General features: G+C 37.2%; 25 protein-coding genes, 1 pseudogene and 2 riboswitches. Of the genes and pseudogenes, 19 read left to right on the top strand and 7 right to left on the bottom strand.

The genetic code is table 11. The features are described 5' to 3' along the window. The first annotated feature begins 59 nt into the window (after positions 1-59). From C7381_RS05400 to C7381_RS05380, 5 genes are read left to right on the top strand one after another with little or no spacing between them, the layout of a single operon-like run. Entirely contained in the window at positions 60-2,708 is a 2,649-nt protein-coding gene (locus C7381_RS05400) for a phosphodiester glycosidase family protein (RefSeq protein WP_116480181.1), read from the top strand. Beyond that, positions 2,686-3,465: a hypothetical protein gene (locus C7381_RS05395; protein WP_116480180.1), complete on the top strand. Its 780-nt coding sequence runs from the start codon at positions 2,686-2,688 to the stop codon at positions 3,463-3,465. Before C7381_RS05400 ends, C7381_RS05395 begins: the two co-directional genes overlap by 23 nt. A 1-nt stretch (position 3,466) precedes the next feature. Further along, positions 3,467-3,724: an HPr family phosphocarrier protein gene (locus tag C7381_RS05390; RefSeq protein WP_034547203.1), complete on the top strand. Its 258-nt coding sequence runs from the start codon at positions 3,467-3,469 to the stop codon at positions 3,722-3,724. Next, entirely contained in the window at positions 3,724-4,920 is a 1,197-nt protein-coding gene (locus C7381_RS05385) for a carboxylate--amine ligase (protein WP_116480179.1), read from the top strand. Before C7381_RS05390 ends, C7381_RS05385 begins: the two co-directional genes overlap by 1 nt. Positions 4,921-4,928: 8 nt before the next feature. After that, complete coding sequence (locus C7381_RS05380; protein WP_034547207.1) at positions 4,929-5,411, top strand: hypothetical protein; 483 nt, start codon at positions 4,929-4,931, stop codon at positions 5,409-5,411. A 260-nt stretch (positions 5,412-5,671) separates the two neighbouring features. Here C7381_RS05380 and C7381_RS05375 read toward each other — a convergent pair. Further along, positions 5,672-5,746: pseudogene (locus C7381_RS05375) on the bottom strand (single-stranded DNA-binding protein); the annotation flags it as partial. Between the two features lie 163 nt (positions 5,747-5,909). Beyond that, complete coding sequence (locus C7381_RS05370) at positions 5,910-6,803, bottom strand: copper amine oxidase N-terminal domain-containing protein (RefSeq protein WP_116480178.1); 894 nt, start codon at positions 6,801-6,803, stop codon at positions 5,910-5,912. A gap of 627 nt (positions 6,804-7,430) precedes the next feature. Between C7381_RS05370 and C7381_RS05365 the strand changes: the two genes are divergently transcribed. From C7381_RS05365 to C7381_RS05310, 13 genes are all read left to right on the top strand, one after another. Beyond that, the gene (locus tag C7381_RS05365; protein ID WP_116480177.1) at positions 7,431-8,579 is read left to right on the top strand and encodes a serpin family protein; all 1,149 of its coding nucleotides are present in this window, start codon (positions 7,431-7,433) and stop codon (positions 8,577-8,579) included. 214 nt (positions 8,580-8,793) lie between these two features. After that, on the top strand, positions 8,794-8,943 hold the full coding sequence (gene rpmG, locus C7381_RS05360) for a 50S ribosomal protein L33 (protein ID WP_034547214.1): 150 nt from the start codon (positions 8,794-8,796) through the stop codon (positions 8,941-8,943). A gap of 14 nt (positions 8,944-8,957) precedes the next feature. Further along, positions 8,958-9,167 (top strand): preprotein translocase subunit SecE, encoded by a 210-nt coding sequence (gene secE / locus C7381_RS05355; protein WP_034547216.1) that lies wholly within the window; start codon positions 8,958-8,960, stop codon positions 9,165-9,167. Position 9,168: 1 nt separating this feature from the next. Next, complete coding sequence (gene nusG / locus C7381_RS05350) at positions 9,169-9,702, top strand: transcription termination/antitermination protein NusG (RefSeq protein ID WP_034547218.1); 534 nt, start codon at positions 9,169-9,171, stop codon at positions 9,700-9,702. Between the two features lie 60 nt (positions 9,703-9,762). Further along, on the top strand, positions 9,763-10,188 hold the full coding sequence (gene rplK / locus C7381_RS05345) for a 50S ribosomal protein L11 (protein ID WP_034547220.1): 426 nt from the start codon (positions 9,763-9,765) through the stop codon (positions 10,186-10,188). A gap of 37 nt (positions 10,189-10,225) precedes the next feature. Then, positions 10,226-10,924: a 50S ribosomal protein L1 gene (gene rplA / locus C7381_RS05340; RefSeq protein WP_034547222.1), complete on the top strand. Its 699-nt coding sequence runs from the start codon at positions 10,226-10,228 to the stop codon at positions 10,922-10,924. A 61-nt stretch (positions 10,925-10,985) separates the two neighbouring features. Continuing rightward, positions 10,986-11,897, top strand: a complete 912-nt coding sequence (locus C7381_RS05335) for a radical SAM protein (protein ID WP_116480176.1) — start codon at positions 10,986-10,988, stop codon at positions 11,895-11,897. Between the two features lie 18 nt (positions 11,898-11,915). Beyond that, positions 11,916-11,974, top strand: a riboswitch (Fluoride riboswitch). A gap of 35 nt (positions 11,975-12,009) precedes the next feature. Next, complete coding sequence (locus C7381_RS05330) at positions 12,010-13,182, top strand: cation:proton antiporter (RefSeq protein ID WP_116480175.1); 1,173 nt, start codon at positions 12,010-12,012, stop codon at positions 13,180-13,182. 57 nt (positions 13,183-13,239) lie between these two features. Further along, the gene (locus C7381_RS08780) at positions 13,240-13,620 is read left to right on the top strand and encodes a M20/M25/M40 family metallo-hydrolase (protein ID WP_281261756.1); all 381 of its coding nucleotides are present in this window, start codon (positions 13,240-13,242) and stop codon (positions 13,618-13,620) included. 16 nt (positions 13,621-13,636) lie between these two features. After that, complete coding sequence (locus tag C7381_RS05325) at positions 13,637-14,446, top strand: M20 metallopeptidase family protein (RefSeq protein WP_281261755.1); 810 nt, start codon at positions 13,637-13,639, stop codon at positions 14,444-14,446. 25 nt (positions 14,447-14,471) lie between these two features. Beyond that, positions 14,472-15,002 carry a hypothetical protein gene (locus tag C7381_RS05320; RefSeq protein WP_116480174.1) on the top strand — a complete coding sequence of 177 codons (531 nt, stop codon included), beginning with the start codon at positions 14,472-14,474 and terminating at the stop codon, positions 15,000-15,002. 282 nt (positions 15,003-15,284) lie between these two features. Then, the gene (locus tag C7381_RS05315; protein WP_116480173.1) at positions 15,285-15,767 is read left to right on the top strand and encodes a ferritin; all 483 of its coding nucleotides are present in this window, start codon (positions 15,285-15,287) and stop codon (positions 15,765-15,767) included. A gap of 667 nt (positions 15,768-16,434) precedes the next feature. Beyond that, entirely contained in the window at positions 16,435-19,290 is a 2,856-nt protein-coding gene (locus C7381_RS05310; protein ID WP_116480172.1) for an Ig-like domain-containing protein, read from the top strand. A 91-nt stretch (positions 19,291-19,381) separates the two neighbouring features. Here the strand turns inward: C7381_RS05310 and C7381_RS05305 are convergent, their stop codons facing one another. Next, positions 19,382-20,137, bottom strand: a complete 756-nt coding sequence (locus C7381_RS05305) for a formate/nitrite transporter family protein (RefSeq protein ID WP_116480171.1) — start codon at positions 20,135-20,137, stop codon at positions 19,382-19,384. A gap of 314 nt (positions 20,138-20,451) precedes the next feature. On the opposite strand from C7381_RS05305, the gene C7381_RS05300 reads away from it, so the two are divergent. Continuing rightward, positions 20,452-21,123: a TetR/AcrR family transcriptional regulator gene (locus C7381_RS05300; RefSeq protein ID WP_116480170.1), complete on the top strand. Its 672-nt coding sequence runs from the start codon at positions 20,452-20,454 to the stop codon at positions 21,121-21,123. 491 nt (positions 21,124-21,614) lie between these two features. On the opposite strand, the gene C7381_RS05290 is transcribed toward C7381_RS05300, so the two are convergent. The 4 genes from C7381_RS05290 to cls form a co-directional block, all read right to left on the bottom strand. Continuing rightward, positions 21,615-22,445 carry a MetQ/NlpA family ABC transporter substrate-binding protein gene (locus tag C7381_RS05290; RefSeq protein WP_116480168.1) on the bottom strand — a complete coding sequence of 277 codons (831 nt, stop codon included), beginning with the start codon at positions 22,443-22,445 and terminating at the stop codon, positions 21,615-21,617. A gap of 17 nt (positions 22,446-22,462) precedes the next feature. Continuing rightward, the gene (locus C7381_RS05285) at positions 22,463-23,116 is read right to left on the bottom strand and encodes a methionine ABC transporter permease (RefSeq protein WP_116480167.1); all 654 of its coding nucleotides are present in this window, start codon (positions 23,114-23,116) and stop codon (positions 22,463-22,465) included. Next, positions 23,117-24,112 (bottom strand): methionine ABC transporter ATP-binding protein, encoded by a 996-nt coding sequence (locus C7381_RS05280; RefSeq protein WP_116480166.1) that lies wholly within the window; start codon positions 24,110-24,112, stop codon positions 23,117-23,119. A 60-nt stretch (positions 24,113-24,172) separates the two neighbouring features. Continuing rightward, a riboswitch (SAM riboswitch) is annotated at positions 24,173-24,270 on the bottom strand. Between the two features lie 78 nt (positions 24,271-24,348). Next, complete coding sequence (gene cls / locus C7381_RS05275) at positions 24,349-25,848, bottom strand: cardiolipin synthase (protein ID WP_165803606.1); 1,500 nt, start codon at positions 25,846-25,848, stop codon at positions 24,349-24,351. Positions 25,849-25,855 lie beyond the last annotated feature (7 nt).

Below are 25,855 nucleotides of genomic sequence, written 5' to 3'. Positions count from 1 at the left end.
TTTTGATTAGTTTGCTCATGTAAACGATAAATGATATAATATACATCAGGAGTGATAAAATGCGAATAAATAAAAGAATAATGTCCGCAGTTGTCGGACTTTTAATGGGTGCAACTCCAATTATGGCTGCACCTCAATTTAAATATATAGAAAAAAAGGAAACTACAAATCTTGCCGAAGGACTCACACACGAATTTATTACGAGTTTTACGTCCGACGGTTTCAGAGGGATAAATGTTTTAAAATTCAATTTGAACCAAAGCAATTTGAGACTCGTTCCGCTTTTTAATAACTCAACCACGGGAAAGGGCATGGCGGTTTCAAAGATGGTGCAAGGTAAAAATGCAGTTGCCGGAGTTAACGGAGATTTTTTTAATTATAAACCGTTTTTCCCACTTGGCATTGCAATAGAAAACGGAGAACTTATAACTTCGAATTCCGATGCGTCAAACCCGACTCCGTCAATCGTTGTCGGAAAGGACAAGTCCCTCACACTTGGAAGAATTGAAGTTTCAATGAGCCTTAAAGTGGGAGACAAGACTGTGCCGGTCGGCATGGTAAATAAACCGAACAACTACGGCTCGACAGGAATTTACACCAGTCGTTGGGGACAAAAGACGAGAGGCGGCAAAGTGAACAGCCAAACCGAAGTTGCGATTGAAAATGGTGTGGTAATCGACAGAGTCGACCAAGGCGGACCGATGAATATTCCGAAAAACGGATATGTCGTCAATATAAAAGACGGGATGTATTTGCCGAGCGTTGGCGAAAGCGCTGAATTTGTCGTGAGCGGAATTAATGTCGGCAATATTGAGTTCGCAATCGGTGCCGGTAGCCAAATTCTAAAAGACGGAAAAGCTGTAAACACGCATATAAATATTTCGGGACGACACCCGAGAACCGCAATAGGTTTTAACAAAAACACGCTCGACTGTGTAATCGTCACAGTCGACGGAAGAAGTATATATCATGGAATGACCACTGCTGACGTTTCGGAGCTTCTCATTTCGATGGGAATGACCGACGGATTCAATCTTGACGGCGGTGGCTCGACGACGATGGCTATAAAAAATGTAAACACGGACAAAGTCGACGTTGTAAACTATATTGAGTCTGAAAGAGCAGTTGCAAACGGAGTTGGCGTTATGAGCACTTCAGAAAAGGGAGCTCCTGCTACAATTGAAATCGACTCTGACTTCGATAAGATTTTTAAAAATTCTTCGAAACAAATTAATATTAAAGTTTTTGATGAAAAGGGGAATCCTTTGAAGGTAAACCAAGCGGCAATCGCAATTTCATCAAGCGTTCCGGCAACTATAAACGGAACTTGGTTTAAGCCTACAGCAGCGGGAGATGCGACTGTAAGTGTGACTTATGGAAATTTGAGTGCGACAAAAAATATAAAGGTGCTAGACACGCCGACGGCACTTCTTCTTCCGAAGGACACGATTGCACTTGGAAACGGCGGGAAATACAAATTGCCGGATGTGACGGCAATCGACGCAGTTGGAAATCGCTCGACAATAAGAGCAGAAGAACTTTCTCTTAACGTTGTCGGCGGAGTTGGAACTATGAGCGGCACTGTTTTTACAAGAAATAAAAACAATGGAAACGGTGCGATCGAAGTTTCATTCTGCGGTGCAAAAAACAGAATTATAATTTCCAAGAGCGCTCGAAAGGAATCGATAAATGCTCTTTCAAACACGACGGGACTATCTGCGACAGCGCAACCTAAGGGGGCAAGGGCAAGTCTTCAACGCGTAAAGGACAAAAATTCGCACGCGGTTCGTCTTTGGTATAATTTTGAAAAAGTTACGGACAGCAAGAGTGCGTCTATAAATTTCAAAAATACACGTCTTCCGAATGACAGCTCGGAACTTTCGATTTTTGTTCGAGACATCGAGGATCAAAAGCTCACTGCAAAAATTTCGATTGCGGGAGAAGATATGGATGTGGATTTTACAAAGAATCAAACAATCGACGACTTCAGCGAATGGAGAGCAAAACTTCCGGGAGAAAACGGAATTTATCTAAAGAGTATCGACATAGCCGAATCGGAAGGCAAGGGCACAAAGGGCAATGTGGATTTTAAATATCTTGCAGCTGTCGTTTCACCGGACACCTCGAAGATGTTCAAAAATTTGAGAACGGATTTTATGGATCATTTGAGAAACGACAGTTTGAATTCGTCGGACATTGCAATTGTGGTTCGCGGCACGAAAGCTTCGGCAGCTCTTGTCACAAAAAATACCGCAAAGCACAAGATTGTAAGTGTGCTTGGTGGAGCTGTTAATGCAAAGAATGTTACAAAAAATAGAGTCACAACTGACAACAACACAATTATTGCAAATTTCAAAAACAACAAGGGCGGTCTTAGAGCAACAAATATAAATCAATGGAACGAACTTTTAAATTCGGTCAAAACCTCCGCTGCATCAAATGTAATAATCACAATTGACGGCGGTTCAAAGGATGAGCTCGGGCTCATAAATCCGATTGAAAGAAAGTTTTTGAAGGAAACACTTGAAGAAATGGTTAAAGCCGGAAAGAGAGTTTTTCTCATAACGAACTTGAAACATCCTACCGCTTCGAGATTTGAAGAAGGTGTCAGATATATGAATATAAACCCTGCTGAAAGCGAGGTAAATGTTCTTAATATTAACAGAATAGGGGATAATGTAATTTATGGAATTTCAACGAAGAGATAGAGCTATCGTTAATAGAGCACGAAATTTTAAAAAGGTGTTTATTTTAGCACTCGCACTTATTTTAGCAGGTTGCTCGAAAACAGGCGGCATCGAAAAAATTGAAAAGAGTCTTGTAGAACCTAAGTACACGGCAGTTGTTACAAGGGAGAGAAGGGCTGAAAAACCAAGCTATGAATGGATTACAGAGAGTGCAATCAAAAGAGAAGACGGAAAGACAAAAGAGTTTTTAAGACAAACTCACATCTATGACAGTCCGACCGCAGAAGTTGAATGCGACAGAAACGCATACTATTTCAGCGCACCGGAACACGCGTACAAAAAAAATGACACAAAGGACAAGTGGTCAAAGACTGAAGAGTCTGAAAAGGACGACTATGAAGTAGTTACGGGACTCTTTAAAAATCTTAAGGGCCTTCTTGAAAAAATAGACGAAAGCAAAGAAAAGGAAAATGCACCGCATATTGATTCGGTCTATAGAGTGAAGGAAAATCCGGATAAGCTTTCGGAACTGGATGAATTTTTTGAAAAGCTAAAGGACAATGACAACGTTTCAGTAGAATTTGCATTTGGAAAAGCTGAGGACAAATACTACATCTGCAAAGTTACAGTTGAAGCAAGTAAAAATGATGTTACACAATATACAAAAGAATTCGTCGTCGGCGATTTCGATTCGAAAGAACACATTGAAACACCACTCGATCTCACAAAAGTCCTTATAAAGGATGATGTCAAAAAATTTAATGTAAAGGAGAAGTAAAATGATTGAAAGAGAAATTGAAATAAAGGACCCGATCGGCATTCATGCTCGTCCGGCTGCACTTTTAGTAAAGACACTTAAAGAATTTAAAAGCGAACTCAAACTTGAAAAGGACGGCAAAGTTGCTTCCTCAAAAAGCTTGATTCAAATTATGGGACTTGGTGCAAAACAAGGCGACAAGCTTAAAATCACCGCAGAAGGCGAAGATGCCGAAGAAATGATGAATGCATTTCTTGAATTTGCGAAAGACAATTTATAATGGATTTTCTTCCGGTTATTTTGGGAACGGACATCAACACCTACTCGATGGCGCGTTCCGTTCACATGGCATACAATAAAAAATCCGTTTCGCTCGGAGTTAAAAGGCTGAAATATACCGACGCATCGAAAATTGTCGAGGTTATAACTTATCCCGACTTCGATTCGGCGGGATTTATGGACGGCATAAACGATTTTCTCGAAAATAAATTGAAAAACTACGGAGACGTAAAGCCGATTTTGATTCCGTGCTCCGACGGTTATGCAAAACTTGTGATTGAGCATAGCGACGAACTGTCGAAGAATTTTCTCTTCAATGTTCCGAGTCTCGAACTTCAAAGAAAGCTCGAAAATAAAATCGACTTTTACGATATTTGCGAAAAATACAATTTGCCATATCCGAAGACTTGGGTCATAAAAAAAGCCGATGAATTCGCCACGCTTGATTTGAAATATCCGATTGCAATCAAAGCAAACGACTCGATCTCGTATGCGGCACTTTCGTTCGCAGGAAAGAAAAAGGCGTATAGGGCGGATTCGAAAGAAGAAGCGAAAAATATTGTGGACATCGTTTATAAATCGGGTTACACCGGCGAACTGATAATTCAAGATTTCATTCCGGGCGACAGCAAAGTGATGGGCGTTTTAAACGCTTATGTAAACACAAAGGGCGAGGTCACTCTTATGAGCTATGCGAAGTGCGTGCTCGATGAATGTCTTCCGACACAAATTGGAAACTACAACGCACTTTTTACGGTCGACAATCCGGAGCTCTACGATATGGTCGAAAAGTTTTTAAAAGAAATCGGTTATCGCGGCTTTGCGAACTTCGATTTTAAATTCGACACGAGGGACAACAAATATAAGCTCTTTGAAATAAATTTGAGACAGGGAAGAAGCTCATTCGTCGTTACGGCGGCTGGGGAAAATCTCGCTTATCATTTGATTGAAGACGTATTTTACAAAAAAGATTTGCCGCAAAAACGTGTGACAAACCATGCACTATGGCTTTTCTGTGCAAAATCCGTTTTGAAAAAATATGCGGACAGAGAAGATCTCGAACTCATAAAAGACTATATAAAAGATGCAGCGTACACCTGCGACTATAAAAAAGACAGAACTCCAAAGAGAATTATGCACCATTTGAGACGCATATTCTCAACGAAGAAATATTATCCGAAATATATGGGGAGATAGGTGAGACAATGGAAAAGATGACAATAAGTCAAGCGATTTTTAAAGTTTCGGAAATTCAAAGCGAATTGAACGAAAAAAGATATGCGCTTTCGTCGCAATTTTTCGGACCGGTTACTGTGAACGGCAAAAAGATTGTGGATGAATCCAAAAAAGAAAAATTAGTTGAACATATCGAAAGACTTGATAAACTAAACGAAGAAATTGCAGTCTTGAAAGAAAAAATCGCCGAAAAAAATCTCGAAAATAAAATTGACGGGAAAAGCGTGACATATGTGCTTGAAATACTTCGCCAAAAAAGGGCAATGATAAATTCGCTTGAAGCGAACTTGAGAGACACAAGAACATCCGTCGAATCGGGAGTAGGTGCCGTGACATATGCACCGTATGACGAAAAACGCATAAGAGAAAAATACGAAAAACTGAAAGAGGAAACATTCAGACTCTCCTCCGAAGTCGACAGAATAAATTCTACAACATATATTGAAATGTAAAGCGTGCCGAAAGGCTTATTGAATTAGGGTTTTTATAAAAACTGATTTAAAGAGTTTAGTAGGCAAGAGAAAAGGCTGTGAGTTTAAATGCTCACAGTCTTTTAAATTGTTAAAAAATAAGCATTTTTAAAATAATTCGAGTTCATTTGCTTCGTAAGTTACTACATCTTCTGGATTTCCATCAGTGTCCCAGAGCCCGACTCCGTAATAATCAGAATTAGGATAAAACTTACGATAATACCAATAGTAGCTGGTGGGTATCCATCTTTTTCAAATTCTGAAAATTCAGCTTCCTTAACTAAATTTGCATTAATATTTATCATTTCTCTATCAATTAATTTCTTCTCTTTAATTTATAAAGGCTCTATAATATCTATGGAGGGTTTTACTCCCCCGTAGATATTATAGAGCCATAATTTTTATATTCAAAAATTTCTTTATTTCGCAATATACTGATTTCGTAGATAAAATTTTAGAGATTTGCGTTGTAGAGAAATTTTAGCCCACAATGAATATCGCTAGATACAGATTTGGATCATTTACATCCACTTCCTTAATTCTAGTTTCTGCTTGATATATTTGGAAGTAGATTTTGCCATCTGTTCTGTCATATAAAACATCGTAAGGTCCTATTGTGTATCTATAAAACTTAGATACTTCGCCAATGTAGATCATTCTATTGATATCTTTTTCGATTAATTTTATGTCATCATCAAATCTACCCGGCTCGTCCTTTGCTTTTTCCTTCATAACTTTTTCAAAATTCTTTAGACCTTCAAGGCATTTTTCCTTAACAAGCTTCATGGCGTCATCCGAGCTAATATTGTCCTTGTACTCGTGCTTTTCATCAATGATGACATTTCTTAAGCTTCTTTCAATAGTCTTATCTTGACTTATAGGCATATCTGTCTCATAGAATTTTTTGAAGTCATTGCCTAAGCTTTCAGTCACTACAGCACTTTCAGCAAGATTTTTTTCTACAAAATCACAAGTTACATAAGTAGTATTTTTGATAAGCTTAGCCATTTCATTCTTCTTAGTGGCAATGTCAATGCTATTATCAGCTTTTTTAAGCGTAACCTTTTTCTCAGCGCCGTTCCAGCCAACTTCGTAGCCAAGCTTTTCAGCAATAAGCCTTAGTGGTAGCATTGCCTTGTCGCCGTCCATGATTACCTCAGCTTCAGGAATTATCTCTCCATTGATGAATAATATAGTTCCATTCTTAACAGGATAAGTTTTGTCAGCGATACATATAATGGCATCTTCAGCTCCCCTATCAGTTCCAAAACTAATTTCCTTTGCACCAGTCTCATCAAGCTTCGCCATAGAAATGCTCATAGACATGGACAAAACTAGCATAAATACTAAAAGAAATGATAAAAACTTTTTCATAATAACCCTCCTTTTATCACTTTTTATTACTTTTTATTACTTTAGCTATATATAATATATACCCCACCCAGTATAAGTAAATGGATTTTCGTGAATTGTAACACGTTTGCAATATAGCATTAAAACTCAAAATTAATGGAGCATGAAAGCAAGCATTAAAAAAGCTCTCACCAAAATGAGAGCTTTTAATAATATTTATTCAATAAATACCAAAATTTCTTTATTTTGCTATACCGTAATTTTGAAAGCACAAAAATTTATAGTGAGTTTTTGATATAAAGAAGAACACCACCCTTCCACGATGCTTCGCATCGGGCGGGTGCCCGCGAACCTTGGTGCTTCGCACTACGATGGGATTAGGCGAAGCGCATAAAAAAAGTTCCATTGGCATGAAGCTTTTTTAAATCTTTAAATTAAAAAAATTTTTTTTTACAAAAAAACAAAAATTTCGCTTGATTTTTTGAATAAAACAAGATGATTTCGCGAAATGGAGCTTTGAGACAAGCGGAGTGTACGAATGGTACTCGAACATTGCCGAAAAGCGAATGAGTGAAAAGGCACGTTTTTTGTTTGGTTGGTTGTTAGCATAATAAAGCGTGTGGGTATAAATTAAAAAGGAGGTATATTATGGAAAAGAGATTTTTTATTCTGGCCATCGCTTTTCTTTCGATTTTTATTTTCGGATGCAAAAAAGACGAGCCACCTAAAACGCCGGTCTCGCTTATCGACGGAGAAGAAAACAAGGAAGCGTACAATGAATTTTTGAAGACGAATCTTGCGACGATTTTAAGTGACGAAACCGCTTTGGACAATAATTTTGTTTATTCGCCGTTTTCGTACAGAAGGGCGCTTGAAAGTTTGACTCTTGTGACGGATGATTTTAACGACAGTCCTTATTTCGGAGCGAAGCTTTTAAAGGATGCAAATGGAAACAATTTCAAGTCGAAGACGGAAGTGATTTTGAACAAGGATATGTTTAATATAAAAAACAAGGTTGACGAGTTTGTGTTAAAAGATTTTCCGAGCGGCGCTGAGGATGAGTCGAAAAAAATTCAAAAGGATGTTCTCGGTGAGACGATTTTAAAGCCGTCATACAAACCGGAAAATGCGATGGTGGTTATAAATGCGACAGCGTTTCAAGGAAAGTGGGAGAAAGCTTTCGAAAAAAGCCGGACTTACAAGGATAATTTTACGACGATTTCGGGAGATGTTGTCGAAAAGGATTTTATGCAAGGAAATATCGACAATGTTGTTCTACAAAATGAGCTCGTAGACATCGGTAGAAAAAGTATGGAAACACCTGGCGACTATGCATATTTTGTGGACGTGAAAAATCCGACTGCGGAAAATATTTTGGAGGTTGCAAGAGAGCTTCCGGGATATATTGAGTCGATGGAAAATCTTTCGACAAGTTTCGGAGTGGGCGAAAGAGGAACTGTGTTTCTCGCTGTGCCGAAGTGCGACATCAAAACGAATGTAGATATTCTGGAACTTGAAAAAAACGGAGAGAACAAAGAGATTTTCGAGAAAACATTTGACACAAATGAAAATCTTGAAAGATTAAGCGACGATCCGATTTTTATTTCAGGCATAAAGCAGGCGGCATCTTTTAAGATGGACGAAAATAAAATCGAGGCGAAAGCGGCGACGGAAATTAAGACTGAAAGTATGATGGCTCCGGTGGACGAACCGCTTGAAATAATTCTCGACAGTCCTCATTTTATAGTCACGACAACAAACGGCGTGATTACATTTGTTGCGCTTGTTGTAAAATAAATAAAAAATTATTGCACGGATATCACGTGCAATTTTTTTGAAGTTTTTTGAAATATAAAATTTAATTTTATCTTAATATTTTTCTATTGACAAAGTCTTCATAAATATATATAATGTTTATTGAGAATCAAGGGCGAACCCCTTGACTTTTTGGTGTTTATTATTGTATAATAAACTATATCTCAGATTTATGAAAGCTTGGGAGGTGAAGCGAATGAGAGATAGTATCACCTTAGAATGCACTGAGTGCAAACAAAGAAATTATGTGACAGACAAGAATAAGAAAAACACTACTGACAGAGTTGAACTCAAGAAGTATTGCAAGTTCTGTAAGAAGCACACAGTACACAAGGAAACAAAATAGGAAAGGAAGAGAACATGGCTACAGAAACAAAAGTTGAGCAAAAGGGCAAATTGGCTGCTTATATCAACGGAGTTAAAGTTGAAAGCAAGAAAGTTGTTTGGCCTTCACTCAAGACGGTAATGAACTATACCGCAGTGGTTATCGCAGTTAGTATCCTTATCAGTCTAATTATTTATGGACTCGATTTAGGAATTGGTTATCTTTATTCACTAATTATAAAGTAAAATGACCGACGACAGAAAAAAAGATGCCAAGTGGTATGTGGTTCACACATACAGCGGCCACGAAAACAAAGTCAAAGCAACCTTAGAAAAGATGGTTGAAAACAGAGGACATATTGACGATATCTATGATATTGTTGTGCCTATGGAAAACTACTATGACAAGGACAATCCGGGAAAGGTTAAACAAAGAAAGAGTTATCCTGGTTATGTTCTAATTAATATGGTGGTTGATGATGATTCATGGTATTTGGTCAGAAACACGAGAGGGGTTACGGGTTTTGTAGGTCCCGGTGGAAAGCCGGTCGCACTCACAGACAGAGAACTCAAAGGGCTCGGAATGGTTGACCAAATTGAAAAGAAGCCGGTTGATGTCAAAGCAGGAGATAGAGTTTTGATTATGAGCGGGGCTATGCGTGATCAAGTGGCAACAGTCCAATCTGTTGATGAAAAGACTAGAAGATTAACTGTATTTGTTGAAATGTTCGGAAGGCAAACGGGCACCGAACTCGATTTCGATCAAATAGAAAAGATTTAATTTAATGAAGAGGTGGAAGAAGCGCTCCCTTCGTACCACGATATATTTAAGGAGGAAATTATGGCAAAAAAAGTTCAAGCAATTGTAAAGTTGCAAATCCCTGCAGGAAAGGCTACTCCTGCACCACCGGTAGGTACCGCTCTCGGACCTCACGGGGTTAATATTGTTCAATTTACAAAAGAATTTAACGCTAAAACAGCTGATAAGGCAGGACTTATTATTCCGGTTGTTTTAACGGTATATCAAGACAGGTCTTTTACCTTTATTACAAAGACTCCGCCGGCTGCTGTTTTAATTAAGAAAGCTTTAAAACTTGATTCAGCATCAGGTGAACCAAACAAGAAAAAAGTTGGTAAGTTAACTAAGGCTCAATTAAAAGAAATAGCAGAAACAAAGATGCCTGACCTCAATGCAGCAGATATTGAAGCTGCAATGAGACTTGTTGCAGGTACTGCTAGAAGTATGGGCGTAGAAGTAGAAAAGTAAGTGGGAGAATTATTCGTATAACCACAAGGAGGTAAATATGGCTAAAAGAGGCAAAAAATACCGTGAAGCGGTAAAAACTTATGATAAACAAGAGCTGTTCGATATGGAACCGGCTATTAATAAATGTTTGGAACTTGCAAAAGCAAATTTCGACGAAACAATCGAACTCCACGTAAGACTTGGAGTTGACTCAAGACACGCAGACCAACAAGTTCGTGGTGCAATCGTATTGCCACACGGAACAGGTAAACAAGTAAGAGTACTTGTTATTGCTAAGGGCGACAAAGAAAAAGAAGCTCTTGATGCAGGTGCAGATTATGTTGGTGCTGAAGATATGATTGAAAAGATTCAAAAGGAAAACTGGTTTGAATTCGATACACTCATTGCAACACCTAATATGATGGGTCTTGTTGGACGTCTTGGTAAGGTTTTGGGACCTAAGGGACTTATGCCGAACCCAAAGAGTGGAACAGTTACAATGGAAGTTGAAAAAGCTGTTAAAGAAATTAAAGCAGGTAAAGTTGAATACAGACTTGACAAAGCAAATATCATTCACACAGTAATCGGAAAGAAGAGCTTTGGCAAGGAAAAATTAGCTGAAAACATGAAAGCACTTATGAGTGCAATTGTTAAAGCTAAACCGGCTGCAGCAAAAGGTAAATATCTAAGAAACGTAACTATCACATCAACAATGGGTCCTGGAATCAAATTGAATCCGGCAAAATTCAGTGAATAGATTTTAATTTTAAGGGTTTTGGGAAATTTTTTCCGAAACCCTATTTTTTTAAGGAGTTTTTATGAATTGCAATATATGTCCGAAAAAATGTAATGTAGATAGAAAGACGACTCTCGGCTTTTGCAGAGCTCCGTATGACTATGCTGTGTCAAAAGCGATGCTTCACATGTGGGAAGAGCCGGCAGTTTCGGGAGAAAACGGATCCGGAACAATATTTTTTGCAGGCTGCAATATGAGATGTGTCTTTTGTCAAAATTTTGAAATCAGTCAGCTAAGGGAAAAAAATTACATAACAATGGACGATGAAAAACTTTCAGACGTGATGATTTCACTTATGGAAAAAAATGCAAACAATATAAATCTCGTGAGCCCGATGCATTATGCCGATCGTCTTCCGGGGGCAATCAGGCTCGCAAAGGATAAGGGTCTGGACATTCCAATCGTATACAACACAAATTCGTACGAGCTTGTGGAAACTCTTTCTATGCTTGACGGACTTGTCGACGTTTATCTTGCGGATTTTAAATATGTGAGCACGGAGCTTTCAAAGAAATATTCCGGCACGAGGGATTATTTCGAATATGCGGACAAAGCGGTTCGCGAGATGTTTAGGCAAGTCGGCGAGACGGTTTATGATGAGAAGGGACTTATAAAAAAAGGTGTAATTGTAAGGATTCTTCTTTTGCCGGGACATGTCCTTGATGCGAAGGCGGTTTTTAAAAAGCTTTTTAATGAGTATGGAAACAAAATTGCGTACAGTCTTATGAATCAGTATTGCCCGCTTTTCGGTGCAAAGAATTTTCCGGAAATAAATCGAGACGTGACCGGAAAAGAGTACAATCGTTTTGTAAACTTTGCACTCGACATGGGCTTTACGAATGGTTTCATTCAAGGCGAAAAGAGGCGTGAAAACGGAAAGAAGAGCATTTACACTCCGGATTTTGACTTGGGTGGGCTTGACATCGAAAAATAATTTATGTATAATGAAGACAGTTTAATAGGGAATGAAGTTTCCCGTTAATTGCAACTGCTGATGACTTCTACAATTTTTTGTAGGGGGAGTCGGCTTTTTTTATGGAGGAATTATGTTATTAAGTTTATCGATTATTTTTATTTTTGGAATCATCATGAGCTTTTTGTCGGGAAAATTAAAACTTCCGGCACTTTTCGGAATGATTCTTTTGGGAATTTTAATTGGACCGAGCGTTTTAAATGTGCTCGATGAAAAAACGCTTTCAATATCCGGAGAACTTCGAAGAATTGCACTAATAATAATTCTGACTCGTGCAGGACTTGGACTAAATCTCGAAGATTTGAAGAGAGCGGGTTTAAGTGCAATCTTGCTCTGCTTCGTGCCGGCGGTTTTTGAAGTGATAGGAATTGTTTTGATTGCACCGAGAATTTTTCCGATTACAACAAAGGAGGCTTTTTTGATTGGAAGCGTTCTTGCAGCAGTGTCGCCGGCGGTGGTTGTGCCGAAGATGATTGAACTTATGGACAAAGGATATGGCACGAAAAAATCAATTCCGCAAATGATACTTGCGGCATCGAGCGTCGACGATGTGTTTGTAATTGTAATGTTTTCGGTAGCACTTTCGATTGAATCAGGCGGAGCCGTGAACTATATGTCATTCTTAAACATACCGCTCTCGATTGCGCTCGGAATAATTCTTGGAATTGTCGCGGGATTTATTTACTCGTTTATTTTTAAAAAAGCAAGGACCAATATGGTGATAAAACTTTTGGCACTCATGAGCTTTTCGTTTTTGATGGTGACTTTTGAAGATGCAAAGGTTATTCCGATTTCTGGACTTATTGCGGTTATGGTAAGCGGAATGACGGTCGGATATTTTGAACCGACTCTCGCCGAAAAACTTTCCGAAAAATACTCCGGGCTATGGATTGCCGCACAAATTTTACTCTTTGTTTTGGTCGGCTCCATAATAGATATAAAGTATGCGACGAACTACGGTGCGTTGACACTTCTCGTGGTTTTGGGCGGACTTATTTTTAGAATGTTCGGAGTTTTCATCTCGACGTTAAAAAGTAGTCTTGACAAAAAAGAAAAACTTTTTACGGCGATCGCATATATGCCGAAAGCGACAGTGCAAGCGGCGATTGGCGGCATTCCTTTACAAATGGGACTTGAATGTGGAAACTTGGTTCTCACAATCGCGGTCATATCGATTCTTTTTACCGCACCTGTCGGAGCATTTCTTATTGATTTGACACATAAAAAGCTCCTTCAGAAAAATTAAGTAAATATGTGGGTTTGTGGGTATATATAAGAAAAGCATATGGAGGAATTTAGTATTATGTTAATTGATAAAGTAAGAGAACTTGTTACGAATAAAGAAAATGAAATGATAGATTTTAGAAGAGATCTTCATAAAAATCCTGAGCTTTCGATGCAAGAGTTTGAAACCAGCAAAAAAATTGCGAAAGAGCTCGAAAAGATGGGAATAAAGTACAGACTTGCAAACCCTACAGGAGTTATTGCTGAAATCGAAGGTGCAAAAAAAGGAAAGACAGTACTTTTGAGAGCTGATATAGATGCACTTCCTATAAAGGAAGAAAATGAAATTGAGTATAAGTCTATAAATGAAGATATTTCGCATGCATGCGGTCACGACACACACGCTGCAATGCTTTTAAATGCAGCATACGCTTTAAATGAACTAAGAAAAAGAGTTTAACGGAACGGTAAGGCTTTTGTTCCAACCGGGTGAGGAAACGGGGGAAGGTTCAGTTGCAATGGTGAGAGACGGTGCGATTGACGGAGTTGATAATGCGTTCGGTGCACATATTTTTACAATTTTTAAAACCGGGGAAATCGGAGCAACGACGGGACAAACATTCGCTGCAAACAATTTTGTCACACTCACATTTAAAGGGTTGACAACACACGGCTCGACACCGCAAAAAGGCGTGGATGCTCTTATTATGGCATCATCATTTATAATGAATGCTCAAAATATAATTTCAAGGGAGATAGACCTTTTGGAAGAGCCGGTAGTTTTGACGTTCGGCAAAATTAACGGTGGCGAAGTTGCAAATTCAGTGTGCGGAGAAGTTAAAATCGAAGGTGGATTTAGAGCTTTTACAACAGAAAGTGTAAAATTTGTCATAGATAGAATTAAAACAATGGCAAATGACATTGCAAAAATGTATGGTGGCGAAGTTGAAATTGAGACAAAGCAAGGTGCGGCACCTGTTTTCATTGATGAAAATAGCGGCAAACTCATGCAAAAAGTTGCAGCGGAAATTGTCGGAGAGGAAAATGTTAAAACGGAAGTCAGATTTTCAGGAAGCGAAGACTTCGGTCTATATCTTGAAGGGTTTGAAGGACGAAAAGGTGTGCCTGGAGCTTATGCAATAGTGGGTGCAAAGAGCGATGATGATGAGAGAACACACAAATTCAATCACGCTTCCGACTTCTTTATCGACGAAAGTGCGATGAAAAACGGTGCAATGATGTATGCGCTCTATGCGATTGAGTATTTGAATCAAGATGAATTTTAGAAAATTCTTAGAGGTGGAATAGGTTTTGGACATAAAAATTGAAAGATTGAAACAAAAATTGAATGAGGAAGTTCGAGATCTCTATTTCGACAAGGAAAAGAATTTTTTTGAAAAGCATTTTAAATTTTTGGCTAAAAGATTCGATGCTGCAAAGGAAAAAGCACTTGAGGAAGTTCTTGATGAAGCATTTATATCAAAGGATGAATCATACGAAGAAAATCTTTTGAAAACAGTTGCAAATCTGGGTGTGAGTCTTGAATTTAAGTACAAATTTATAAGAGTGGGATCGGTCGTGGGACCGATGATAAGAATGCTTCTGCCTATACTTCTTTCGTTCGGAGCACTTCTTCTTACAATAAATTCTATCGAGGACATAAATATAAAATATCTCTTCGGGATGTCCATTCCAACATTTTTGACATACTTCATCACCATCTCGGTGATTGGGATAGCGGTCGGAGTTTTTTATACGAAAATGCGGAATAAAAGAAAATTTGCTATTTATATTAAAGAAAGACTGAAATATGAAATACTAAAATTAAAAGATGCTGAATAAACAAAACTGTCAGGCGAGCGTGCCCGGCAGTTTTTTATTTGAAATAGAAGAAAATTATAATAAATAGTGAATGATAGTATACAAATAGAAAATGAATTGATATTTTATATCAAACTTCAATCACAAAAAACATTGACACTTTAGAAAGCACAGAGTATAATTTAATTGTTGGTAAATGCTAACAAAAGTAAATAGGTCATTTTAATTTGGAAAAATGTCAGAATATATTTTATATATCACCATTAACCGAATTAAAAAATTTATTAAGGAGGTTTGTTTAATATGAATCAAGAAGTATTAGATGCCTTGAACGAACAAATAAACTTTGAACTTTACTCAGGTTATATTTATTTGAATCTCTCTATTTTGATGGAAAGAGAAAACTACAAAGGCTATGCAAAGTGGCTCAGCAATCATTACAAAGAAGAATTGCAACACGCTGAACAATTCATTGAATTTATTCAAAAACGTGACGCAACTCCAAAACTCATGGATATCGAAATGAAAGCTTTCGATGTTAAAGAACCATTGGAAGTTGCAAAAATTATTTTGGACCATGAAAAGAAAGTAACAGAAAGAATTTACAACATTCATGACGTTGCAAAGAAAAACAATGACTATGCAAGCGAAATATTTATGCATCAATTTATAAATGAGCAAATCGAAGAAGAAGAACTTGCTCTTGATATTGTTGACAGCTTCACACTTGCAAACGACAATATCGCTGCAAAAATTACTATTGACAGAGAACTTGGAAATAAGTAATATAGTAGGAAAAGGAAATGTGTGTACCCTCTTAAGGTAAGAGGGTATTTTTTTGTGTTAATTTGCGGTCTATTTTGCGACCTGCTTGTAAACTTCAATTATTTGATTGCTCGGAGTGCAAATAAGCACACCTGCGCAATCAAATAATTGAGTTTACGTCGCATCTCATCAAAATATCCTCGCAAATAACGACGAATAGGAATTATATTTATCTCATTCGAAGCAAAATTATTATGTAATTTTTAAAATACAGTATAAATGTAGTATATTTGTTCCGATATGTTTTTGCGAAGATGAAATCTATTTTAAAATTTTTACCCAATTTATTTGTTTTACGGTTGACATAGTTTTTATGAGTTATTAAAAATGATATTATTATTAAATGACTAAATGCTTTATCTAGTTACAAAAAATTAAAGAAAAACATGATACAAATCACACAACTTTAGAAAAAGCACAAATGTTCAGATTTATTACATTTAAAAAGATGTTTTGTATATAAAAATAATTAATTTTAAAAATAATTAATTATTATACGAAAAACACTTGACATTTATGAGCACACGTACTAGAATAGTAACAGTGGTATAAAAATTTTAGAGTGTATCACTGTATTAAATTATGGGGGCAAGGTGGCATTGCCCCTACAAATCTATAAGGAGGATTTATGAAAAACAGAAAATTACTCGCTAGTTTTATAGTATTTTTCATGACAATTGCATTGTTTGTACCAGCTGTTTCAGAAGCATACGGTTACAGAACATCATATGCACCTCGTCTTGGCGAAGCAAGACAAAATGAAGAATTTATAAGATGGCAAAATCAACAAAACTATGGCAATTATGGCGTAGCAAGCGCCGATGGAGACGATTATGAAGGACTTGTTCCGGAACCTGCAAAGATTTATTTCGGCAGACCGCGTGCACAAAGATTTGAAAGATTGGGTTTCCCTGCAACTTACGATTTAAGAGATTATAATAAAGTAAGTGAAATCAGAGACCAAGGTCCTAACGGTTCATGTTGGACTTTCGCATGCTACAGTTCTCTCGAAAGTACTTTGAGACCAGGTGAAATTTATGATTTCTCAGAAGCAAATATGAGAAATACTCACGGTTTCGACTGGGGTCCGGAAAAAGGCGGAAATAGATTTATCTCGACAGCATATTTAGCACGTTGGAGCGGTCCGATTTTGGAAGAAGACGATCCGTATGATCCTTACAAATTCTACTCACCAAAAGGTCTTGAAAGAGTAAAGGATATTAAAGAAGTTATGTACCTTCCTGATATGGATGTTGATTTTGACGGCGGAATGAATGCTATTAAAGATGCAATTATGAATTATGGTGCTGTTCAAACAGCAATGTATGCTTCAGACAGATATTTAAATCAAGCTGAATGGGCACACTATTGTCCGAAAAGAGTAAACGGTAACCACGCAGTTGCTATTATCGGTTGGGACGACAATTATCCGAAGGAAAACTTCCTACAAACTCCACCGAAGGACGGTGCATGGCTCATCAGAAACAGCTGGGGCAAAGGCATGGGTATCGATGGATACTATTGGGCATCGTATTATGATACAGTAGTAGGAACAAACAACGCTGTTTACTTTGCAAAAGATAAGGGCGAAAGCGATTATGTTTATCAATATGACCCGTATGGAATGACAAGAACTGTCGGTTACAACGGACAAGGATACGGTGCAAACGTTTTCGGACCTGTTAAGGAAAAACAATATGTAAACGGTGCTGGATTCTATGTACCATCTGCAAATACAGATTACAAAGTTTATGTTGTTAAGGACTACAAGGGACTCGATTCACTTAAAAACGACAAAGTTGAAGTCGCATCGGGAACTGTTGAATATCCTGGATACACAACAGTAACTTTCGATAAACAAGAAGTTCAAAAAGACAGCAAATTCGCAGTCGTTGTTTATTACACAACACTTGAAACATATTATCCTATTCCTATTGAAGCAAGAGAAAGAAAATATGCTTCAAGAGTAAACGCATATCCTGGACAAAGCTATACAAGTTCAGACGGAGCAGAATGGAGAGACCTTACTGTTTATAACAGCAGTGCAAATGTATGTATCAAAGGATTTACTACACTTGACGGAGAAGGAACACCTGATCCGAAGCCGGACGATCCGAAACCGGAAGTAAAGAAAGTAACAGGAATTGAACTCAGCGAACACAAGGCCGAACTCAAAAAATGGAACAGATTAAACTTAAAATACACCATCACTCCGGAAGATGCAGACAACAAAGAAGTTGTTTGGACATCGAGTGATTCAAGTGTTGCAAGAGTTGACAACTACGGCTCAGTTCTCGCACTTAAAGACGGCGTTGCAACAATTACAGTTACAACAAAAGACGGCGGATTCACAGACACATGTGAAGTTAAGGTCGGAAACGGCGGAGTTCCTGAAACTGTTAAGGTCACATATCTTGACATTACAAACGGCTCAATCTTTACAGAACAAGGCGAAACTGTTCAACTTAATGTATCTTTAAAACCGGATAACGCAACAAATAAAACAGTCACATACTCAACAACAAATGCAAACGTTGCAACAGTTGATGCAAACGGACTTGTTAAAGCTGTTGGAGAAGGTAGAGCATATATCTATGCAAAATCTGCTGACGGACCATCTGATTCAGTTTACGTATATGTAAGAAAAGCAGCTCCACAACCACCTGCAGAAGTTAAAGTAACAAATGTATCTGTTGATAGAAGATATTTAACACTTGAAGAAGGCGAAAATTACACATTAACAGCTACAGTTTCACCTGCAGACGCAACAAACAAAACTGTTAACTACTCATCTTCAGATTCAAGAGTTGCAACAGTTGATGCAAACGGCAACATCACAGCTGTTAAAGCAGGTTCTGCATATATCTATGCAAAATCAGTTGACGGACCTTATGCTTATTCATATGTAACTGTTAAAGCAAAAGCAGCTCCACAACCACCTGCAGAAGTTAAAGTAACAAATATTACTCTTGATACAAGATATCTAAGATTAGATGCAGGCAAAAAATATGAACTCAATTACACTGTTTACCCATACAATGCAACAGACAAAACTTTAACATGGACATCTTCAAACGAAAATGTTGCAACAGTTGAAAATGGTGTAATTACTGCAATCGGCAGAGGATCTGCATATATTACAGCAACAAGTTCAAACGGTGTTCAAACATCATGTTATGTTGACGTTTATGGCGAAGCAAAACCTGTAAAAGTAACAGGACTTTATTTCTCGGACAGACAATTGGGATTGAAAGTTGGCGAAACAAAAGCTGCATCAGTTCTTTTCACACCGAACAACGCAACAAATAAAAGCGTAACATACTCATCACTCAACAGCTCAATTGCAAGAGTTGATGAAAACGGAAACATCACAGGTGTAAGACCGGGAACAGTTTACATCTATGCAAGAAGCGTAGATGGACCATATGCTTATCTACAAGTTACTGTAAGAAGTGCATATAATTACTGGTATTATAGATATTAATAATAAGAGAACACCCGAAAGGGTGTTCTCCATACATAAAAACACTCTAATTCCATTAAAAATAGAAAAAGAGTGTTTTTATTAATGTAAATTAATTTTTGTATGCTGTCTTATAAGCAGAGCCTATAATGCAGCCGCCGATAATATTTCCGATAGTTACCGGAATAAATGAATTTACAATTGTGGTTAGGATCGGAACGCTTCCGCCGCTAAGATATGCAGTAGTTATATAAAACATATTTGCGACAACGTGTTCGTATCCCAAAAGTACAAATATAAAAACCGGAAATGCGGAAAGAAGAAATTTTCCCGGACCTTCCGATGTAGCAAAAGACATCCAAACGCTAAGGCATACCAAAATATTACAAAGAATGCCGGAAATCATCGCATAAAAAAATCCAAGCGAAGTTTTCTTTAAAAGAATATTTTGAAAAAATTCTACATCTTTTGGATTGCCTTTGATAACGACATAAGTGAGAAGCGAGAAAAAAATCGCACCCACAAAATTCCAACACCAGACTCGCAGCCAATTTGTGAGAACCTGTTTAATATTGATTTTCTTATCCAGAAAACCAACGGAAATCAAAATATTTCCGGTGAAAAGCTCGCCTCCGGCAATTAAAACTAAAACAATTCCAATTGTGAAAGAGAGAGCTGCTGCAATTGACTTAAAAGGTGAATCAGCCATCAAAACATTTATCTTTGAACTTGCCGCACCTCCAATTGCGATAAACATACCGGCAAAACTTGCAAGGATTCTGGTGGTTGTCGGTTTATAAGTAGCTTTTTTTACGCTTAAATCTGAAACAAAATCAGTTATTTCAGCAGGTGTTCTTAAATCTTTCATACCATCCCCCCTAAGACAATTATATTTAAAAAATACGAAAATGTCAAAAAAAGAAAAAATGATTTTTTTAAAGAAATATTATATTTTTATTACATTTGTATAAAGAAAATCGCTAGATATTACTCAAATACAAAAATATTTTATTTAAATTCAGATAAATATATATAATTCATTGATTTTTTGAATAAATAGTAGTATAATATACTTAGCAAATAATAAACGAGTAAAAACTTAGTGCTGCGAATTAAATTTTCTAGCAATTTATTTTTAACATTAATTCGCTGTACAATTTATAAAAAAAGGAGCTTATTTTTATGGCAGTAATAGATTTTAATAAAAAACATTTAACTCCGCACAGGAGAAATATTATAACATCATTTGTAGATTGTGCAAGAAGGATTATAGCAGAAGAAGGTATAGAATCAGTAACGATTAAGAAACTCGGTGAATGTACCGACCTTAATCCGGCAACAATATATAACTACTTCGATAATGTAGACCACTTACTATACTTTGCAAAACTCGATATATTTGATGACTTCAACAACGACCTCGCAAACTGGGTCAAAGAAGGAGACGACCCTCTGATGGTATACAAAAAAGTTTGGAGAGCATTTACAAAACACGCATTCGACAACGCTGCAAAATATAGAGAAGTTCTATTCTCGCAACTTGCAAAAGAACATCCGGATTATTTATATCAATATCGTAAAATATTCCCAATCGTAAACAATGGCTTCCCGGCATATCTCGAAAAAGTTCTTTTGAGCAAAACTATGGAAGAAAAATTGAAAGTCTTGATTGAAGTTGCGAAATATGTTGGATATTTTGATGAAAAATCCGCAAAACAAACAAACGACATGTCACTTTACATCTTTGAAGGTCTCCTCGACAGAGTTGCCGACGGAAAAGTCGACAAATATGAAGCATACGATAATTTCTGTGATTATTTGGAGATTATTGTGGAGTCGCTAAAACTTAAATAATTTTTGCGCGCTAATTTGCGATAAACGATTGATTCCGTGTTTTCGTCGTTGCGACGTACTTGCCAGTACGCCTCACTCCAAAAACACTCCATACAACCGTTTCTCATCAAATTATCATCGCAAATTATGTTGTATATATAGGAACCGGAAATTACCGGTTCTTTTTTGATTTGCGGTGATTTTCGCGATAAACGCTTGATTCAATATTTTAGTCGTTGCGACATATTTATCAATATGCCTCACTCCTAAAATATTTCATCGTAAGCGTTTCTCATCGAAAATTCCTCGCAAATAACAGTGTTTAATAATTGTATAATATGGCAAGCATTGTCGTAGCGGCGACCAGTTTTTTTATCCATCGAACAGAAATCTTTGATTTCGCCCAGAGATGAGAGAAAAAGGTGTATCGCCGCCAAAAAAGCCTCCGTGCTATAAAACATAAAACCTCCCAAACAATTTCCCAATAAAAAAACGACCTTGCGGTCGCTTTTTTAGAATGCAGGATATATTTCGCCGTTATATTTTTCTTCGATGAATTTTTTGCATGCTTCAGAATTGAAGACTTTCATGAGTTTTTGGAATTTTTCTTGGTTTTCGTTGCCTTTTTTAACAACGATGATGTTTGCATATGGTGAGTCTTTGTCTTCGAGGAAGAGTGAATCTTTTGAAGGATTTAGACCTGCACCTAATGCAAAGTTTGTGTTGATTGCGGCAATTGTAACGTCTTTGTAGAGGTTTGCAACGTTTGCAGGGTCAGCAGCACTGAATTTCAAATTTTTTGGATTATCTTTGATGTCTTTTTCAGTCAAGTCTTCTTTTGTGTTGTCTGTGAGTGTGATGAGTCCTGCTTTTTCAAGAAGAAGAAGTGCACGACGGCCGTTTGTCGGGTCACTTGGAATTAATACTGAGTCACCGTCATTTAGTTCGTCGAGTGATTTGATTTTGTCGCTGTAGATTCCGATCGGTTCGATGTGAACTTTTCCAATTGAAACGAGGTCGATATTTCTTTCTTTGCAGAAGTTTTCAAGGTATGGAAGGTGTTGGTAGAAGTTTGCGTCGATGTCGCCTTGATCAAGTGCAAGGTTTGGTTGTACATAGTCGTCAAATACTTTTACTTCAACTTCGAGTCCTTCTTTTTTGAATTCGTCTTTAAGTGCTTCTGTGATTTCTGCGTGTGGTACCGGTGAAACTCCAAGTATGATTTTGTTGTCTGCTGCTTCATTTCCACCGTCAGTTGTTGTTGTGTCTTTTGTGCTGTCATTTCCTTTGCATCCTGCGAATACAAGTGCAATTGTTACAATTAATAAAAATAATTTCTTCATTTAAAAAATCTCCTTTTCTATTTTTTATTAGTAATTTTATATAATGAGTTACCGATAAATTGTACGAGTTGTACTATAATAACGATAATCAATACCGAGGTCCAGAGGACATCAATTTGGTTTCTTTGATATCCATATCTTATTGCTATATCGCCTAGTCCGCCACCGCCAAGGACACCTGCCATTGCGGAGTAGCCGACGAGGTTTATAATTGTCATTGTGATTCCCAAAATTCCTTGAGGGAATGTTTCTTTTAATATAACTTTTATTATTTCAGAGTTGTTTGCACCCATTGATTTTGCTGCTTCAATTATTCCGGGTTCAACTTCGAGGAAGTATCCTTCGAAAAGTCTTGCGACAAATGGTGCTGCTGCAAATGTTAGTGGAACTATTGCTGCGGCGGTTCCGATTGCTTTTCCGATTATTATTCTGGAAAGCGGTGCAAGTATTATAATCAATATTATCGCCGGCAAGCTTCGGAAGATGTTTATGAGTCCATTTGAAATTGCGTAGACCACTTTGTTCGGCTTAAGTCCGTCCGGGCGAGTCATATATGTGATTATTGCCCACGGGAGCCCGATTATAAATGCGATTGCTGCTGAAACAAAAATCATTATCAGAGTTTCCGGAATTGCCGGAAGCACTATGTCAAAAATTTCTTTAAATCTCATCTATAACACCTCGCTTATTTCTACATTGTGCTCTTTTAAAAATTGTAGAGCTTTGAATATTTCTGCATCTTCGCCTGTAAATTCAACAATCATATAACCGACTTGATCGTTTGAGATGTTGTTGATGTTCCCTTCTATGAGGTTTATATTGACATCAAATTTTTTGATTGTGTCATTTAAGACCGGTGTGTTAACTGTGAGCTTTGTGTAGGAAAGTCTTTTTACAACACCTTTGAAGCTTGATACGTCGATGATATTTGAAGGTGCCGCTTTTTTTACAAAACTTTGTGCAAGTTTCGACTTCGGACTTCTAAAAAGTTCTACTGTGTCGTTTGATTCAATGATTCGACCTTTTTCCATAACTGCGATTTTGTTTGAGGTGTCCTTCGCAACCTCCATTTGGTGGGTAATCATTATTGTTGTGGTTTCAAAGTCATCTCTCGCTCTTTTGTATAAATCCGTAATTATTCTCGTGCTTTCAGGATCGAGTGCACTTGTCGCTTCGTCGGAGAGAATAATTTCAGGCCTTGTCACAAGTGCTCTTGCAATTGCGACTCTTTGTCTTTGTCCTCCGGAAAGTTCCTTTGGAAATGCTTTTTCTTTTGAAATAAGACCGACATAGTCGAGCACTTCACGTGCAACTTTTTTCTTGTCCACTTTTTTGTTTGTAAGGTTCAAAGGATACATGACATTTTCAAGCACGGAGTATTGGTTGAAGAGATTGAAGTTTTGAAATATGAATGCTATTTTTTTTCTTATTTCAAGAAGTTCTTTTTCTCTCAAGCTCATTATATCCACTCCGTCTATGAAAACATTTCCTTCATCCGGTTCTTCAAGTCTATTTAAAAGACGAACAAGTGTGGATTTTCCCGCCCCTGAAAGACCTATAATTGCGAAAATATCACCTTTATCGACTTCGAAACTGACATTATCGACAGCTTTGAATCTTTGCCCGTCAACATGATATTCTTTTGTTAAATTTTTTGCTTCTATCATATAGTTCTCCTTATACTAAAAAAACTCTTTACCGAAAGATAAAGAGTTACACTCATATTAGCGTCATCTTTCGGCGTTGCCGCTGGAATTAGCACCACGTTTCTTAAACAGGTTGCCGGGTTTCATAGGGCCAGTCCCTCCACCACTCTTGATGAATTTGATTGTAAATACAATTATAGCTAATAATTAGTTGTATGTCAAGTGATTTTTATCACAAATATGAAAATTAATTGAAATTAAAATAATGGTGCAATAATCCTGAATATTGAGTCATTTATGCGTTTAAAAATGCTTGGGTTTATACTCGAACGATAAATTTCTTCAGATTCTGAAATTGTTTTTTCCATATCCTTTTTCAAGTCCAAAGAAATTTTTGAGTGATAAAAGAGGGAATTGTTTTCGAAGTGAAGATAAAGGCTTCTGAAATCCAGATTTACAGTTCCGATTGCACAGAGATTGTCGTCGGAAAGAATTGCCTTTGCATGCACAAATCCCGGCTTGTATGTGAAAATTCGAACTCCGGCATAAAGAAGATCCGAAAAATAACTTCTTCCGAAACGGTAAACCATTTTTTTGTCGGGAATCCCAGGCATTATTATACGCACATCGATTCCGCGATGTGACGCTCTTATTATTGCATCGTTCAGCGAGTTTGGAAGAATTAGATATGGAGTGTAAATCCATACATAACTTTTTGCTGCACTTAAAATATCTACATATAAAGAGTTTGAAACTGCGTCTTCAAAAAACGGTGAGTCATAGTAGGAAGCAACGATGCCGTCGTACTCATCTTTTTCCGAGTGCACAACATCAAGGTATTTTTCACTTATCTTGTCGCTTGAAAAGGCGTTCCAAAATTCCATAAACATATATGAATAAACATTCACACCATTGCCTTTGATGCTAAAGCCGATGTCTTTCCAATGACCGAAGCGTTCGACTAGATTTGCATATTCATCTGCAAGATTGTTCCCGCCGCTGAAAGCAATTTCTCCATCTACAATCACCATTTTTCTGTGGTCGCGATTATTGAGCCTTGGGTCGAGAAATGTAACCGGATTAAACAAAAGACATTTAACACCTTCACTTCTGAGTCTTTTCAAATCTATTAGAGAAAATTTCATAAGACTTCCGAAATCGTCGTACATAAATCTTACGTCAACGCCTTCATTAACTTTTTCAACTAAGATGTCTGAAATTCTTTTAAAGATTTCTCCGTTTTCTACGATAAAAAATTCGATAAAAATAAATTTCTTTGCTTTTTTTAATTCAGCGATAAGATCTTCGAAAAAAAGATCGCCGGTTTCATAGTATTTTGCATCTTCGCACTTATAGGTCGGCATTTCCGTCAGTTCCTCTATTTGTTTGAAATGCCCCAAATCTCTGTCCGCTGTAGCATCGATTTTGTATGTGTCTTTGAATTTATAATTAAGTCTAAATTTAGAATCCAAAATTTTACTGTTTAAACCTCTCGAAGTTTTCTTGTTTCCGAAAAACAAATAGAGTACGGCACCGAAAAAAGGAGCGAGAATGATGACTATTATCCAGGAAATCTTATAATTGCTTTCCATTCTTTTTGAAAGTAGATAGAGTACAAAACCGATTGCGAGCAAATTTGTGATTGGAATAATTATATTCGCAAATTCTTTTAAAAATCCGAAAAGTAGACTGTACAAAAATATTTGTAAAATAATTGTCGGTATAAAAATTAAAGATCGTATAAAAAACTTTTTCATATAAACC

It is taken from the genome of Ezakiella coagulans, from assembly GCF_003096635.1.
GTDB classification, from domain to species: Bacteria; Bacillota; Clostridia; order Tissierellales; family Peptoniphilaceae; genus Ezakiella; species Ezakiella coagulans.
This window is presented reverse-complemented; position numbering and strand designations above follow the sequence as displayed.